Origin of the sequence: Duganella sp. CF517, from assembly GCF_900110275.1 — a bacterium.
Lineage (GTDB): Bacteria > Pseudomonadota > Gammaproteobacteria > Burkholderiales > Burkholderiaceae_D > Rugamonas.
The window spans coordinates 333,865-348,128 of record NZ_FODC01000002.1 but is presented as its reverse complement, the minus strand read 5'-3'; the positions used below and the strand labels follow the sequence as shown (position 1 = coordinate 348,128).

The following is a 14,264-nucleotide window of genomic DNA, read 5'->3' as shown; positions in this document are numbered from 1 at the left end:
ATGTGCGCGCGCTCATTTAGCGCGTTCATCATCCACGCCTTCAGGACATCATGCAAAAAATGACCCCATCCTTTATCGCCTCCGCCTTGGCCATCAGCCTGGCGCTGGCTTTCCCCGCGCAGGCGGCCAGCGGCAAAACCGCTGCCGTGGTGCAGGAAGCGCCGCTGCGCGCGCACCTCGCGTTCCTGTCCAGCGATTTGCTGGAAGGCCGGGGCACCGGCCAACGCGGCGCCGACCTGACCGTCTCCTATCTGGAAACGCAGTCGCTGGCGCTGGGCTTGAAGCCCGGTAACGGCGACAGCTATCGCCAGGCGGTGCGGATCGCCGGCGTCAAGACGCTGCCCGCCGAGAGCACGCTGAAGCTGGAAGCGGGCGGCCAGGCGCTGCCGATCAGCTTTGGCAAGGACTGGGTGTTCGCGCCGGGCGACGCCAGCGCCGCGCACAGTTTCACCGCGGACCTGGTGTTCGTCGGCTATGGCATCACCGCGCAGGACGAGCAATGGGACGATTTCAAGGGCGCCGATCTCAAGGGCAAGATCCTGGTGATGATGGTCAACGATCCGCAGCCGAGCGCCGAGCAGCCGAACCGCTTCAACGGCAAGGGCCTGACGTACTACGGCCGCTGGACCTACAAGTTCGAGGAGGCAAAGCGCCAGGGCGCCGCCGGCGTGTTGCTGATCCATACGACGCCGACCGCCTCGTACGGCTGGAGTGTGATCCAGAACAGCTGGTCGGGCGTGGAGCGCTTCCAGCTGGCGGCCGGCACGCTGGGTACCGAGCTGCAGGGCTGGATGACGGACGACACCGCGCGCACCCTGTTCAAGGCCGCCGGCCAGGATCTGGATGCGCTGCGCGCCGCCGCCGAGCGCAAGGACTTCAAGCCGGTGCCGCTGGCCGCCAAGCTAAGCGGCGAGATGAAGGCCGCCGTGCGCAAGGTCGACCAGTTCAACGTTGCCGCCGTGGTGCCGGGCACCGATCCGAAGCTGAAGGATGAAGTCGTCATTTACAGCGCCCACTACGATCATTTGGGCAAGCAGGGCGATGGCGGCGACACCATCTTCAACGGCGCGGTCGACAATGCCTCGGGCACGGCCGGTTTGCTGGCGATGGCGCAACAGGCGGTCCGTTCGCCCGCCAAGCGCAGCCAGATGTTCCTGTGGGTCGCCGCCGAGGAGCAAGGGCTGCTGGGCAGCGCGGCCTACGCGACGGCGCCGTTGTGGCCGCTGGCGAAAACCGCCGCCAACCTGAATCTGGACAGCCTGAATTTCGTCGGCGCCACGCGCGACATCGGCACCCAGGGCAGCGAGCGCACCGAACTGGGCAAGATGGCGCAAGCCACCGCCAGCAAGATGGGCATGCGCATCGCCGAAGCGGAACCGGATCTGGCCGGCGGCTATTTCCGCAGCGACCACTTCAGTTTCGCCAAGCAAGGCGTACCCGCGTTCTCGATCGAGGGCGGCCGCGAGTACGTCAAGGACCCGGCCGGCTCCAAGCTGAAGGCGGACGCCTACGGCAAGCGCTACCACCAGGTCAGCGACGAGTACGACGCCAGCTGGGACTTGTCGGGCATGGTGCAGATGGCGCAATACACGCTGAACCTGGGCCGCATGATCGCCGACAGCCCGAAGCTGCCCGAATGGAAGGCCGGCGACGCCTTCGCCAAGCCGCGCAACGTCAAGTAAGCGCTGGTGGTTCTGTCGGAAAGCAGCCTTCGGGCTGCTTTTTTTATGGCTGAACCCAATAAAGTTATATCTCGGCGGTCGTTCCCGGTTTTACCATCGTCTCAATAAAAATATTGGAGACTGCATGAACACTATCCTGGCCGCCGTGCTGCTTGCAGCGAGCGCCTGCGCGAATGCGCAGACTTTGCTGACCAAAAACTTCGCCGCCGATCCGTCGCCGCACTTTTTCGCCGGACAGTATGTTGTCTACGCGACCGACGATCAGAACAACTCGGGCAAATACTGGGACTCGACGTCATGGCGCGTGCTGACCTCGCCCGATTTGAAGAACTGGAAGGATCATGGCCCGATTCTGCCGGCGAGCATATTCAAGTGGGCCAGCGCGGACGCCAAGGCATGGGCGCCGGAGGCGGTCGAGCACGGCGGCAAATACTATTTCTTCGCGCCGGTGGGCGGCAAGCAAATCGGCGTGGCCGTCAGCGATAGTCCGATGGGACCGTTTGTCGACCTGATCGGCAAGCCCTTGATCGACACCCCGCGCGACGCCAATGCCGGCGACGAGCCGATCGATCCGGCCGTGTTCATCGACAAGGACCAGCGCATTTATCTGTACTTTGGCACGCGGGTGCCGAAGGTGGTCGGGTTGTCGGCCGACTTGAAGAGCGCGGTCGGCGGCATCAAGAACGTGGTGGTGGACAAGTTCCCGGCCAAGACCGGGTACGGCGAAGCGCCGTTCCTGCATCGGCACGAGGGCGTCTATTACTTCTCGTTCTCGACCGGCTGGCCGGGGCAGATCGTCTACGCGACCGGCAAGTCGCCGCTGGGACCGTTTGAATATCGCGGCGTGCTGATCGACTTCCTGAAGATCTCGACCAATCACCAGGCGATTCTGGAACACGATGGCAGGACGCTGCTGTTCTACCACGACAATGTGCTGCCGGGCGGCGGCGACCATCGCCGCTCGATCCTGATGCAGGAAATCGCATACGGCGCCGACGGTAAAATGCGGCGTAAGTAACGCCTGCGAACGCGGACCAGGTTCGGATTTACGCGGGCGGTTGAGGCCGGTCCGCAATCCGCCGCCACCGGTCCGCCCGCGGGCCTACTGTCGACGCCGTGTAGCAATGGCAGACTTGACCCCGGGTTCGGAGGCGAACACGCACAGCGCCAGCAGCGGGAACACCAATCCCGCCCACAATACGCCGCGCCATCCGTGCGCGGCGAACATCCAGCCGCCCAGCGAGGAGCCGACCGCGCCGCCCATGAAGAATAGCGCCATGTAGAGCCCGTTCAGGCGCGCGCGTATCTCCGCCGGCAACGCGAAAATCGCCCGCTGGCCCGTGACCAGGTTGGCCGACACGCCCATGTCCAGCAAGATCGAGGTGAGCACCAGCACGCCGAGATCGACGATGCGGTTGGTGTGTATCGCCAGCGGCAGCAGGAACGCCACGGCGCCGAGAACGAACGCGATGAAGGTGGTCGACAGGCTTTTGCCGTGGTCGGCGCGCTTGCCGGCGATCGGCGAGGCGATCGCGCCGGCAACTCCGACCAGCGCGAAGATGGCGACGCCGGTTTGGCTGAGGTGGAAGTACGGACCCGTCAGTTCGAGCGAGACGCTGGTCCAGAACAGGCTGAAAGCGCCGAACATGCAAGCGTGGTAGGCGGCGCGGCGGCGCAGGATCGGCGTGGTGTTGAGCAGGTGCCACATCGAACCCAGCAGTTCGAAGTAGTGCAGGCCGGAGTTCGGGTGGCGCTGCGGCAGTCTGGCGCGCAGCAGGAAGGCGAGGGCGGTGGTGGTGACGGCGGAGATGACGAACACCGCATGCCAGTTCAACGCGTCGGCGATCAGGCTGGCGACGGGACGGGCCAGCATGATGCCCATCAGCAGGCCGCTCATGACCTTGCCGACCGTTTGGCCGCGCGTCTCGGGCCGCGACATGTGCGCCGCGAACGGCACGACGATTTGCGCGGCGACGGTGCCGAGGCCGATGCAGAAGGCGGCCAGCAGGAACAGGTTGGGATTGCTGGTGGCGGACGCGGCCAACAAGGCGACCGCGCTGGTCAGCAGCGCGATGAAGATCAGGCGGCGGTTTTCGACCAGGTCGCCGAGCGGGGCGATGAACAGCAGCCCGAGGCAGTAGCCCACTTGCGTGAGCGTGACGATCAGGCCGGCGGCGCTGGGGTCGAGGCCGGTGGCGCGGCTGATCGGGCCGATCAGGGTTTGCGCGTAGTACAGATTGGCGACGATCAGACCGGTCGCGACGGCGAACAGCCAAACCATGCCGGGGGAAAGATCTTGCTGGGCGTGGGACTGGCTCACGTGATGCTCCTTCATTTTGCAGGCGGCAATTCTACCGGCGATTGCAAAATGCTGCTGAGCGAGGAAGATTTGCGTTGTGATTCCTCGCGGAATCACAACGCGTGGCCTTACAAGCCCGTTTCGGCGCGTTTGAGCGACTGGTGTACCTCGGCCGTGATTTCATACGAACGCAGCCGGTGCTCGTGTTCGAAGATCTGCGAGGTGATCATCAATTCGTCGGCGCCGGTGCGGGCGATGAACTCCTGCAACTGGCGGCCGACCGTTTCCGGCGCGCCGATCGCGCTGCACGAGAGCACCGAGTCGAGCATGGCGCGTTCCGGCAGTCCCAGCGATTCGAGATAGCCCGGTTGCGGCGGCTGCAGCCGCGATGGCTTGCCGGTGCGCAGATTGACAAAGGCTTGCTGCATCGACGTGGCGCGCAGGCGCGCCTCCTCGTCCGTGTCGGCGGCGAAGACGTTAAAGCCCAGCATGACGTAAGGCTTGGCCAGTTGTGCCGAGGGTTGGAAGTTGGCCCGGTACAGGGTCAACGCCTGCATCATCATCTGCGGCGCGAAGTGCGAGGCGAAAGCGAACGGCAAGCCCATGTGCGCGGCCAGTTGCGCGCCGAAGGTGCTGGAGCCGAGTATCCACAGCGGCACCTTGGCGCCCTTGCCGGGCACGGCCAGCACGCGCTGGCGTGGCGCGTCCGACATGTAATCTTGTAATTCCAGCACATCCTGCGGGAAGGCGTCCGCGTCCGTCTCAAGGGTGCGGCGCAGCGCGCGCGCGGTGGTCTGGTCGGAGCCGGGCGCGCGGCCCAGGCCGAGATCGATGCGGCCCGGATACAGCGCTTCCAGCGTGCCGAACTGCTCGGCGATCACCAGCGGCGCGTGGTTGGGCAGCATGATGCCGCCGGCGCCGACCCGTATGGTGGACGTGCCGCCGGCCACATGCGCCATGACCACGGCGGTCGCGGCGCTGGCGATGCCCGGCATGCCATGGTGCTCTGCCAGCCAGTAGCGCTGATAGCCCCAACGCTCGCCGTGCTGGGCGAGATCGAGTGTGTTGCGGAAAGATGCGGAAGCGTTGCTGCCTTCGGCGATCGGGGCGAGGTCGAGTATGGAAAATGGAATCATGGCTGACATATCGGGCCAACCGCACAGGTTTCAATGAAGCCCTTGGCGCGCATGTGGGTTTACCGATGCCAAAGCGCCAATCTCTTTGTATTCGCACAGTTTTTTTATTATTTCCCTGCTATTTAAGTGTATGTAATTTGCCGACAGTGCCGCAAAAGTTCACAAAAAGTTTTTCTCCAGCGCCTTCCTGATTTACTATGGGAAACAGTAAAGCGCCACGCCGAGCTGCTCCCACCCTCCTAACTATTGTTATTTCGATGGCATCTCCCGCCATCGTCGGGAATTCGCATGCCTAAGAAAGTTGTCATCTTGTTCGCGCTGTTACTCGGCTTCGTCAGTCAGGCGGTGCTTGCCGCCGGCGTGAGCGAGATGGGTTCGCAGCGCCGTGGCCAGCTGTACCGCATCACCCATGAAGGTAAAGTCAGTTATCTGTTTGGCACGATCCACGTCGGCAAGGACGGTTTTTATCCGCTCGACGCCGAGGCGTCGCGCGCGCTGCTCGCTTCGAACACGTTGGTCATCGAATTGGACATTCGGCAGGACTTGCCTTTCCAGAAGGCGCTGGCGCGTCATGGCCGCTATGCGGACGGCGACGTGGTGCAGAACCATGTGAGCCCGGCCACGTTGAACAAAATGGTCACGGCGCTGGCGAAAGCGGGTTTGTCGCTGCAATCGGTGCAGCACTACAAGCCTTGGCTGATCGCCAATCTGCTGGTTGGGACGGAGTTGGATACGCATGGGTTCCAGCGCAGCCAGGCGGTGGAGTACGCGCTGCTGGCCGCCGCCCAGAAACAGGACAAGAACGTGCAGGAGCTGGAAAGCGCGGAATATCAGCTGGGCTTGTTCGACATGCTGGATGCGCGTCAGCAAGAACAGTATTTGGTGGAAAGTCTCGCCGACCTCGCCAGCGGTTCGTCGCTGAAGAAATCGAAGGCGTTGATCGACGCGTGGAGTTCGGCCGACGCGCCAGGCATCAAGGCCGCCTGGCAGTCGGCCACCACCGGCGACTCCATCTCCGCCGGGTTCATGCAGCGCGTGCTGCTGGGCAAACGGAATCCTGAAATGGCCGCCAACATCGAGCGCATCATGCAGCAGGACAAGGTGGCCTTCGTCGGCGTCGGCCTGCTGCACCTGGTCGGTGACGATGGCCTGCCGCAGTTGCTCAAGCGGCGCGGCTATCAGGTCGAACAGTTGTATTAATACGGCGTCAGGGTTCCGTTGTTGTAACGGACCCGATCGCCAATTTTGTAGCCCGGCATGGCGTCGACCACCACCAGCTGGCTGCTGCCGTCGTCCATCCGCACGGTGACGCGGTACACGCGGTCGGTCGGCGAACCGCCCATCGTGCCGCCCACGGCCGCCGCGCCCACCGAACCCATTCCCGCATCCTGACGTTGCATCTGGTCGATGGCTTGCACCGTTCCATACGAGGTTTGTGCGGAACTGCTGCTGCCGCTACCGGCTGTGCCGCCCATCGCGCCCGCGCCACCCAACGTGCCGCTGCCGCCCGCGCTTCCCAAACTCCCCGTGCCGCCGGTGCCGGCCGTGCTGCTGCCGGTTTCCCCGGTCCCCGAGCTGCTTGGGCTGCCGGTGCCGGCGGTGCTGGAGGTTGCCGTCGTCCCCGGCGCCGTATAACCGGTGTTGGCGCTCGACGAACTGTCGGACATGCGGTCCGACGCGCATCCGGCCAATGCCGCCATACATAAAACCGCAAGCCATTTATTTTGCTTAGTGATGTACATTTTTCGCCTCCCCGTTAATTAATCAAAGTGGGCCAGCCACTTGGGTGAGAGAGGCACAATGCTTTTTTGTTCCAACCTATCCCGCCACAATTGATGTACATCAATTGAAACATGCTACCCGCAGACAATAATTGTTCGGTATCACTTAAAAGGACATCGATATGTTGACACGCGTGACAGACACTATTATCGAAGAGTTAATCACTCTAGCCTGTGGGGAAAAGCAGGATCCCCGCTGCAGGCATTTGCTCACTCATGCATTGCACGGATTGGTACGCGTGGCCCAAGCCGAGCAACTGCAGCAAATGCGTATGGATGTGGAAGTGGCGACCGGTGGCGGGAGAAGCTTTCCCGCCGACGTCAGCCCCGATGTCAAGTTTGCGGCTGGGTACGGAAACGCGTCCACAAGGCCCACATGACGAGCGACGTGAGGACGGCGGCGTTGCAGTCGACCAGCCAATCCGCCACGGCGCCGTGGCGGTACGGCAGGAAGCTTTGCACCAGCTCGTCCAGCGCGCCCATCGCCGCGATGGTGAGGACCGCCTTGCCGGCGCGTTGCGCCGGACTGCCGGTGCCGCCGGTAAAGATCAGGAAGGCCAGGCCGGCATACGCCATCGAATGCAGGATGACGCCGGAAGCGACCTCGCCGATATCCTTGCGGGCGCCGGGAATCGAGCCGAAGATCAGGATCAGCAGATACAGGAAGATGGCGGTTCGGTAGCGCAGCTTGGCGTGCGATGAAGTCAGAAGTAGTTGCTTGATCATAAACCAGACAATACCACGCACTGCGCGAAATGGGGAGTGGTGCACCGGGTTCCCGGTGCACCTTTCTTCAGTCATGCCTATCGGTTGCATGTACTTAAGATGTAATCAGTATAGGGCGGCAATATGACGCGGCCATGACAAAAAACAATACCAGCGAAAAAAGGGCAAAAAAAAAGCCCGCTGGTTAAAGCGGGCTTAAAACTATTTTCTTGGAGGAGAATAGTGGAGACAGGTGTAATTATGGGACCGCAACAGATATGTGTCTAATTGTTGTTTTAGATACCAGACATCAGGTAGGCGCATAACTCTATATTTAACGGACTTATTTGACCGGGACCGTGTAATTCAAGGCCAGCCGGCCGCCGTCGACATACAGGGTTTGCCCGGTCATGTAGCTGGCGTCGTCGCTGGCGAGGAAGGCGGCGATCGACGCCACTTCCTCCGGCTCGCCGCAGCGGCCCATCGGCGTGCGCGACAAAATGGTGTTGCGCGCCTCCGGGCTGGACATCACCGCTTGCTTCGCCAGTTCCGTCAGGATGGTGCCGGGACCGATGCCGTTGACGCGGATGCCATGCGGGATCAGGTTGAGCGACATCACCTTGGTCAACTGGTTGATCGCGCCCTTGGACACCACATAGGGCACCTGGTTCGGGATCGCCAACTCCGCGTTGACGCTGGACATGTTGATGATGCAGCCGCTTTGCTGCTTGACCATCTCGCGCGCGACCGCCTGGCCGCACAGGAACATCGATTTCAGGTTGATGCGCATGACGCGGTCGAAATCGTCCTCGGTGACGTCGAGGAAGTCGGCGGCGTGGGTGACGCCGGCGTTGTTGATCAGGATGTCGATGCGGCCGAAGGCTGCCATGGTGGCGGCGACCAGCGCGTCGACATCGGCCTTCTGGCTGACGTCGGCGGCGAAGAAGCGGGCCTGCCCGCCCAATGCGGCGGCGGCTTGCTCGCCCTCCGGTTTGATATCGACCAGCATGACTTTCGCGCCTTCGGTGATCAGGCGTTGGGCGCACGCCAAGCCTATGCCTTGGGTGGCGCCGGTCACGATCGCGACTTTTTGGGATAATTTCATAGGAGTGCTTTCTGAGCGTTCTGGGATGGAGGGCAAATTTTAACAGCCCGGTGGTGGCGCGTTACAATAGAGGGTTTGCAACAGATTAAAAGGTGCGTCGTGAATTTCATCAACAAATTGTCTGCCGCGTGGACGGCCAACGACTCCCTGCTGTGCGTGGGCCTGGACCCGGACATGGCCAAGCTGCCGGCCCAGTTCCAGAACGACCCGCAAGGTATTTATCATTTCTGCCGCGAGATCATCGACGCGACGGCCGACCTGGCGTGCTCGTTCAAGCCGCAGATCGCCTATTTCGCGGCGCTCAGCGCGGAAGACCAGCTGGAAAAAATCTGCGCCTACGCGCGCGAGAACTATCCGCACATTCCGGTGATCCTGGACGCCAAGCGCGGCGACATCGGCGCCACCGCGCGCCAGTATGCGCGCGAAGCGTACGACCGCTATGGCGCCGACGCCGTCACCGTCAGCCCGTACATGGGCTCGGATTCGGTGGAGCCGTACATGGAATGGAGCGAGCGCGGCATCATCGTGCTGTGCCGTACCTCGAACGCCGGTGGTTCGGATCTGCAATTCCTCAACGTCGACGGCAAGCCGCTGTATCAGCACGTGGCGCGCCTGGTGGCGGAGAAGTGGAACGCCAACGGCCAATGCGCGCTGGTGGTGGGCGCCACCTTCCCGGAGGAATTGGCGCAGGTGAGGGCGATAGTCGGCGATATGCCATTGCTGGTGCCGGGGATCGGCGCGCAGGGCGGCGACATCGCTGCGACCGTCAAGTCGGGGAAGAGCGCGGCTGGCGCCGGCATGATGATCAACTCGTCGCGCGCGATCTTGTACGCGGCGCCGCAGGCGGGCGAGGATTTCGCGTCCGCGGCGCGCCGGGTGGCGCTGGAGACGCGCGACGCGATCAATTCGCATCGCGGCTGAGTTGGCGCGGGTGGCGCGCCCGGCCGGTGGCCACGGCGCGCGCCTCGCACGCGATTACGTTGTTGCCGGTGTTTCCTGATCGGTCTTGGGCAAGGTTTCCGCCGGCTTGGCCAGGCGCGAGGCGATGAAGTCCTCAAAGCCCTTCTGCACCAATTCGTAGGTCTTGTCGATGTTGCTGGCCACCTCGCCACCCAGCACTTTCAATCCCTCCAGCACATCGCGCGCCTCGCCGAAGCCCTGCTCGACACCCTTCTTCAGGGTATCGACGAACTTGTTGAGCAAGGTCTCTTCATCCACGCCCGGGTTCTGCTGCTTGAACGAATCGTAAAATGCGGTCGACAGCGATACAATGCGGCTCGCGGTGCCTTCCGGCGTATTGTCCTGCGACACGGCGTTCTGGATGGCGTTGTCGCCGAATTGCCCCTTGAGCGCCTCGTTAATGCCGGTCAGCGCCGTTTTCAGCACAACCGACATCGGGTCGTTGGACGATTTCAACGATACCGTCAAAGAAGCTTGTACGATGGAAGCGTTCAGTTGCGCCTTGGCCTTGGCGCCGACCGACATCGTGCTGTCGTCCCTGGCCTGGACGTCCTTCGCCTGAAGTGGTGCCGCCTTGGCGGCCGTGCTGCTGGATGGAACTGAGACGGGAGTAGCCATGATATTGCTCCGGTTGGAATACCTTTGAATTATCGGCAGTTTTTAGAATAACTGTAGCCCCCCTGAATGCGCCTCTATGACCACACAGACTTTTCTCTGGCACGACTACGAAACTTTTGGCGCGCAGACGCGTCGCGATCGCCCGGCGCAGTTCGCCGCGATCCGCACCGACGCCGACCTCAACGAAATCGGCGATCCGATCATGTTGTATTGCAAGCCGGCCAATGATTTTTTGCCCGATCCGCAATCTTGCCTGATCACCGGCATCACGCCGCAGCAGTGCCTCGAATGGGGTGTGCCGGAGCACAAGTTCGCCGCCACCATCGAGCAGGCGTTTTCCAAGCCCGGCACCGTCGGCGTCGGTTACAACACGATCCGCTTCGACGATGAAATCACCCGTTTCATGTTCTGGCGTAACTTGATCGATCCGTACGCGCGCGAATGGCAGAACCAGTGCGGCCGCTGGGACCTGCTGGACGTGGTGCGGATGACCTATGCGCTGCGTCCGGAGGGCATCGAATGGCCGAAGAAGGCCGACGGCAAGCCCAGCTTCCGGCTCGAAGACCTGGCCAAGGCCAACGGCCTGCTGCACGAGGCGGCGCACGACGCGCTGTCCGACGTGCGCGCCACCATCGCGCTGGCGCGCCTGATCAAGCAGAAGCAGCCGAAACTGTTCGACTTTTGCTTCGCGCTGCACAAGAAGGACCGCGTGGCCGACGAGATCGGCATGCACCTGGCGCCGGCGTTGCGCGCGCCGTTCCTGCACGTGTCGGGCATGTTCCCGGCCGAGCGCGGCTGCATCGCGCTGGTGTGGCCGCTGGCGACGCATCCGACCAACAAGAACGAAGTCATCGTTTGGGATTGCACCTACGATCCGACCGAATTGTTCACGCTGGATGCGGACGCGATCCGCACCCGCATCTTCACGCGCGCCGACGCGCTGCCGGAAGGCGTGACGCGACTGCCGGTCAAGAGCATCCATCTGAACAAATCGCCGATGCTGGTGTCGAACCTGAAGACGCTGTCGCCGGCCATGGCCGCGCAGTGGGGCATCGATCTGGAGCAGGGCAAGGCGTTCGCCGCGCTGGCCGCCGCCGGTCGCAATATGGATATCGAATGGGAGCAGGTGTTTTATCGTCCGCCGGGCGGGGAGCTCGATGTCGACGAGGATTTGTATAACGGCTTTATCGGCAAGGAGGATCGCCGTTTGCTGGAGTCCTTGCGCAAGGAGGCGCCGGCCAAGCTGGCGCTCGCGTCGCCGTCGTTTGCCGATCCGCGCCTGGTCGAGCTGTTGTTCCGCTATCGCGCGCGCAATTTCCCGGAGACCTTGTCCGAGCAGGAGATGGAGCACTGGGAGCAGCATCGGGCGGCGCGGTTTTACGATGGGGCCGGCGGTGCGCGCAGCATCGATCAATTCTTCGGCGAGATCGATCACTTGCAGCAGGATGCGGATGAGCGGGCCGAGCACATTCTCGCCGAGCTGTACGAGTACGTCGAGCTGATCGCTCCGGCGCAGTAAAAACGGGGCCGCCGGCCGATTACGCCGGTTCTTCCTGCGCCACCTGGTTGCGGCCCAACTCCTTGGCGCGGTACAGCGCCGCGTCGGCGACGGCGATCAGGTCTTGTTCGCTCTGGTGGGGCTGCAAGATCGCCACGCCGAACGAGGCGGTGATGTGCGGCAGCGGCGCGCGCATGTCGCTGAACACCACCGCTTGCTGCATCCGCTCGCACAAGCGCTCGGCGACCGCCAGCGCCACCTTGCGCTGCGTGTCCGGCAGCAGCACCATCATTTCCTCGCCGCCGTAGCGCACGGCGAAATCGGTCGGGCGCAGCGCGCCGCTGAGCACCTGCGCGGCCGAGCGCAGCGCCTGGTCGCCGGCCAGGTGGCCGTGGCTGTCGTTGAAACGTTTAAAGTGGTCCAGATCGATCATGATCAGCGCCAGCGGCGAGTTCGAGCCGTGCGCGGTGGTGATCATCGTCGGCAGCAGGTCGTTGAGCCAGGCCCGGTTGTACAGGCCCGTCAGGCCGTCGATCATCGACAGCTGGCGGTAGAACTCGCCCAGTTTCTGGCGCCGGCGCAGCTGGGCGTTGGCGGCGCGGATGCGGAACGACAGCAGGCGCAGCAGATTGCGCGCCAGCACGTTCGATTCGTCGATCAATTGCCAGACGATCTCCGCCTCGATCACCAGCACGTCGCTTTCCTCCAGCGCGGTGATGCTCGACAGATTGGCTTCCTCGTCCAGCACGGATTGCTCGCCCACGCTTTCGCCCGGCAAGATCTTGCTCACCGTGCCATCGGCCATGCCGGTGCGGGTGTCGGTGGCCACTGACAGCGCGCCGCGCAGCACGATGTAGAGCCGCGCCTTGCTCGAGTCCGTGACCGCTTCGTCCGCTTCCAGCCGCATGACGGGGCAGTGCGCCAGCAGTCTGGCGATGGCGGCGTCATCGTGCGCGTTGCGTAGCAACTGCAAGTCGCCGATCTGGTGGGTGGAGGCGCCAAAGGTGCTGATCTGTTTCAAGATAATCTTTCAATAGCGCAGCGGTATGTGCTGGCAGGCATTCTTATGAGACTCAAACATCATACCCAAACGAATCGGCCGGGTCACGTAGTTGTTGCGCGTTGTGGCGTGGAGTGCTTCAATATTGCCATTGCGATCAAGACGGAAAACCTTATGACTTATATCGACGCGCTCGGCACCGGGCACCAGGCGGACGCCAACGCGCGCATCGTCTCGCTGGTGCCGTCGATTACCGAGTTGCTGTGCGATCTCGGATTGGCGGAACAGCTGGTGGGGCGTACCGGATTCTGCATCCATCCGGCCGATGTGGTGCAAGCGATTCCGAAGGTGGGCGGCACCAAGGATGTCAACCTCGACAAGATCCGCAAGCTGGCGCCGACGCATCTTGTGGTGAACATCGACGAGAACGAAAAGCCGACCGTCGAGGAATTGGCTGAATTTATTCCCAATATTGTTGTGACGCACCCGATGCGGCCGCGCGATAACCTGGCGCTGGCGCGCTTGATGGGCGGCGTGTTTTGCCGCGAGCAGGAAGCCGAGCGCTGGTGCGCGGCGTTCGAGGCGGAATATGCGTTGCTGCAGGCCGCACCGAAAGGGCCGCCGCAGACGATGTTGTACTGTATCTGGCAAGACCCGTGGATGACGATTTCGCGGGATACCTATATCGCGCGCATGCTCGAGGAAATCGGCTGGAGCGTGCCGGATCTGGGCGACGTGCGGTATCCGCAATTCGCGTGGTCTGCGGAGCTGGTGAACGGCATCGACGGCGTGCTGCTGTCGAGCGAGCCGTATCGATTCACGGAGGCTCATGCGTTTGCGCTGGAAAAGCAGCTGGGCAAACCGGTGCTGCTGGTCGATGGGGAGATGATGTCGTGGTATGGCAGCCGGTCGGTGCAGGGGCTGCGGTATTTGCGCGAGCTCGCCACGGGTTCGTGAACCACTCTAAAACACGTGGGCGGATTAGCGTGGCGTGATCGGCCATGTATGCGCCGCAGGCGGCATATGCATGGCCGATTACGGCGTTCCGCCTGATCGGCCCGACGTGAGTCCGGGTAACCCGGCGGCTCCGGGATTATTGCTCGTCTTCGTCGGTATCTGCCGTGGCGACGACCGGATCGGCCGCGTGGCGCTTGTCCTTGTCGTGCAGGCGGCCCAGGGCGCTGTCGAGCGCGCGTTTGAGCTTGTCGGCGGCGCCGCCGATCGATTGGTGCAAGGTGGCGGCGTGGTCGCTCACGGCGATAGGCTTGTATCCGGTAACCCGGGCTTCCATCAGGACGCGGTTGTCGCCGTCCACTGATTTTTGACCCACGTTGTCGCTCAAGTGCACTTCCACGCTGGTGATCTGCTCACCGAAGCGATGAAGCGCGTTGTTCACGACTGATTGCACATGCTCGTCCAGACCTGCGTTGCGATCGATGGTTTTGTCGGAATTAATATTGATCTGCATATGCTTGCTCCT

14 protein-coding genes are annotated in these 14,264 nt (G+C 62.7%); 6 read left to right on the top strand and 8 right to left on the bottom strand.

The window, feature by feature from the left end:
• Positions 1 to 50: 50 nt before the first annotated feature.
• Together BMX85_RS08675 and BMX85_RS08670 are read left to right on the top strand one after the other, a co-directional pair.
• Positions 51 to 1,682 (top strand): M28 family peptidase, encoded by a 1,632-nt coding sequence (locus BMX85_RS08675; RefSeq protein WP_090315882.1) that lies wholly within the window; start codon positions 51 to 53, stop codon positions 1,680 to 1,682.
• A gap of 124 nt (positions 1,683 to 1,806) precedes the next feature.
• Positions 1,807 to 2,700 (top strand): family 43 glycosylhydrolase, encoded by an 894-nt coding sequence (locus tag BMX85_RS08670; RefSeq protein WP_090315879.1) that lies wholly within the window; start codon positions 1,807 to 1,809, stop codon positions 2,698 to 2,700.
• A gap of 84 nt (positions 2,701 to 2,784) precedes the next feature.
• Here the strand turns inward: BMX85_RS08670 and BMX85_RS08665 are convergent, their stop codons facing one another.
• Positions 2,785 to 3,963, bottom strand: coding sequence for an MFS transporter (locus BMX85_RS08665; protein WP_090315876.1), 1,179 nt, complete (start codon positions 3,961 to 3,963; stop codon positions 2,785 to 2,787).
• Between the two features lie 146 nt (positions 3,964 to 4,109).
• Positions 4,110 to 5,117, bottom strand: a complete 1,008-nt coding sequence (locus BMX85_RS08660; RefSeq protein WP_090315872.1) for an LLM class flavin-dependent oxidoreductase — start codon at positions 5,115 to 5,117, stop codon at positions 4,110 to 4,112.
• Positions 5,118 to 5,405: 288 nt separating this feature from the next.
• On the opposite strand from BMX85_RS08660, the gene BMX85_RS08655 reads away from it, so the two are divergent.
• Positions 5,406 to 6,317 carry a TraB/GumN family protein gene (locus BMX85_RS08655; protein WP_090315867.1) on the top strand — a complete coding sequence of 304 codons (912 nt, stop codon included), beginning with the start codon at positions 5,406 to 5,408 and terminating at the stop codon, positions 6,315 to 6,317.
• On the opposite strand, the gene BMX85_RS30440 is transcribed toward BMX85_RS08655, so the two are convergent.
• From BMX85_RS30440 to BMX85_RS08640, 3 genes are all read right to left on the bottom strand, one after another.
• On the bottom strand, positions 6,314 to 6,784 hold the full coding sequence (locus BMX85_RS30440) for a hypothetical protein (protein WP_177196698.1): 471 nt from the start codon (positions 6,782 to 6,784) through the stop codon (positions 6,314 to 6,316). The genes BMX85_RS08655 and BMX85_RS30440 overlap by 4 nt on opposite strands.
• 447 nt (positions 6,785 to 7,231) lie before the next feature.
• On the bottom strand, positions 7,232 to 7,624 hold the full coding sequence (locus BMX85_RS08645) for a VanZ family protein (RefSeq protein WP_090315863.1): 393 nt from the start codon (positions 7,622 to 7,624) through the stop codon (positions 7,232 to 7,234).
• 322 nt (positions 7,625 to 7,946) lie between these two features.
• Positions 7,947 to 8,708 carry an SDR family NAD(P)-dependent oxidoreductase gene (locus tag BMX85_RS08640; RefSeq protein WP_090315860.1) on the bottom strand — a complete coding sequence of 254 codons (762 nt, stop codon included), beginning with the start codon at positions 8,706 to 8,708 and terminating at the stop codon, positions 7,947 to 7,949.
• Positions 8,709 to 8,807: 99 nt separating this feature from the next.
• Here BMX85_RS08640 and pyrF point away from each other — a divergent pair, with 99 nt between their 5' ends.
• Complete coding sequence (pyrF, locus tag BMX85_RS08635) at positions 8,808 to 9,629, top strand: orotidine-5'-phosphate decarboxylase (RefSeq protein ID WP_090315857.1); 822 nt, start codon at positions 8,808 to 8,810, stop codon at positions 9,627 to 9,629.
• Positions 9,630 to 9,683: 54 nt separating this feature from the next.
• Here the strand turns inward: pyrF and BMX85_RS08630 are convergent, their stop codons facing one another.
• The gene (locus tag BMX85_RS08630; RefSeq protein WP_090315855.1) at positions 9,684 to 10,286 is read right to left on the bottom strand and encodes a DUF5610 domain-containing protein; all 603 of its coding nucleotides are present in this window, start codon (positions 10,284 to 10,286) and stop codon (positions 9,684 to 9,686) included.
• A gap of 76 nt (positions 10,287 to 10,362) precedes the next feature.
• Here BMX85_RS08630 and sbcB point away from each other — a divergent pair, with 76 nt between their 5' ends.
• Entirely contained in the window at positions 10,363 to 11,805 is a 1,443-nt protein-coding gene (gene sbcB / locus BMX85_RS08625) for an exodeoxyribonuclease I (RefSeq protein ID WP_090315853.1), read from the top strand.
• A 19-nt stretch (positions 11,806 to 11,824) separates the two neighbouring features.
• Here sbcB and BMX85_RS08620 read toward each other — a convergent pair whose 3' ends face one another.
• Complete coding sequence (locus BMX85_RS08620; protein WP_090315850.1) at positions 11,825 to 12,805, bottom strand: GGDEF domain-containing protein; 981 nt, start codon at positions 12,803 to 12,805, stop codon at positions 11,825 to 11,827.
• 153 nt (positions 12,806 to 12,958) lie between these two features.
• Between BMX85_RS08620 and BMX85_RS08615 the strand changes: the two genes are divergently transcribed.
• A complete protein-coding gene (locus tag BMX85_RS08615; protein ID WP_090315846.1) occupies positions 12,959 to 13,741 on the top strand; it encodes a helical backbone metal receptor in 783 nt (260 codons plus the stop codon).
• Positions 13,742 to 13,877: 136 nt separating this feature from the next.
• On the opposite strand, the gene BMX85_RS08610 is transcribed toward BMX85_RS08615, so the two are convergent.
• The gene (locus tag BMX85_RS08610; protein WP_090315844.1) at positions 13,878 to 14,252 is read right to left on the bottom strand and encodes an HPF/RaiA family ribosome-associated protein; all 375 of its coding nucleotides are present in this window, start codon (positions 14,250 to 14,252) and stop codon (positions 13,878 to 13,880) included.
• Positions 14,253 to 14,264: the final 12 nt, after the last annotated feature.

What these genes read in the sequence shown, in the direction of transcription:
- BMX85_RS08660 (WP_090315872.1), bottom strand. Translation starts at nt 5,117, where the DNA reads ATGATTCCATTTTCCATACTCGACCTCGCCCCGATCGCCGAAGGCAGC.
- BMX85_RS08615 (WP_090315846.1), top strand. Translation starts at nt 12,959, where the DNA reads ATGACTTATATCGACGCGCTCGGCACCGGGCACCAGGCGGACGCCAAC.
- BMX85_RS08610 (WP_090315844.1), bottom strand. Translation starts at nt 14,252, where the DNA reads ATGCAGATCAATATTAATTCCGACAAAACCATCGATCGCAACGCAGGT.
- BMX85_RS08640 (WP_090315860.1), bottom strand. Translation starts at nt 8,708, where the DNA reads ATGAAATTATCCCAAAAAGTCGCGATCGTGACCGGCGCCACCCAAGGC.
- BMX85_RS08655 (WP_090315867.1), top strand. Translation starts at nt 5,406, where the DNA reads ATGCCTAAGAAAGTTGTCATCTTGTTCGCGCTGTTACTCGGCTTCGTC.
- BMX85_RS08675 (WP_090315882.1), top strand. Translation starts at nt 51, where the DNA reads ATGCAAAAAATGACCCCATCCTTTATCGCCTCCGCCTTGGCCATCAGC.
- BMX85_RS08630 (WP_090315855.1), bottom strand. Translation starts at nt 10,286, where the DNA reads ATGGCTACTCCCGTCTCAGTTCCATCCAGCAGCACGGCCGCCAAGGCG.
- BMX85_RS08665 (WP_090315876.1), bottom strand. Translation starts at nt 3,963, where the DNA reads ATGGTTTGGCTGTTCGCCGTCGCGACCGGTCTGATCGTCGCCAATCTG.
- BMX85_RS30440 (WP_177196698.1), bottom strand. Translation starts at nt 6,784, where the DNA reads ATGTCCGACAGTTCGTCGAGCGCCAACACCGGTTATACGGCGCCGGGG.
- sbcB (WP_090315853.1), top strand. Translation starts at nt 10,363, where the DNA reads ATGACCACACAGACTTTTCTCTGGCACGACTACGAAACTTTTGGCGCG.
- BMX85_RS08645 (WP_090315863.1), bottom strand. Translation starts at nt 7,624, where the DNA reads ATGATCAAGCAACTACTTCTGACTTCATCGCACGCCAAGCTGCGCTAC.
- BMX85_RS08670 (WP_090315879.1), top strand. Translation starts at nt 1,807, where the DNA reads ATGAACACTATCCTGGCCGCCGTGCTGCTTGCAGCGAGCGCCTGCGCG.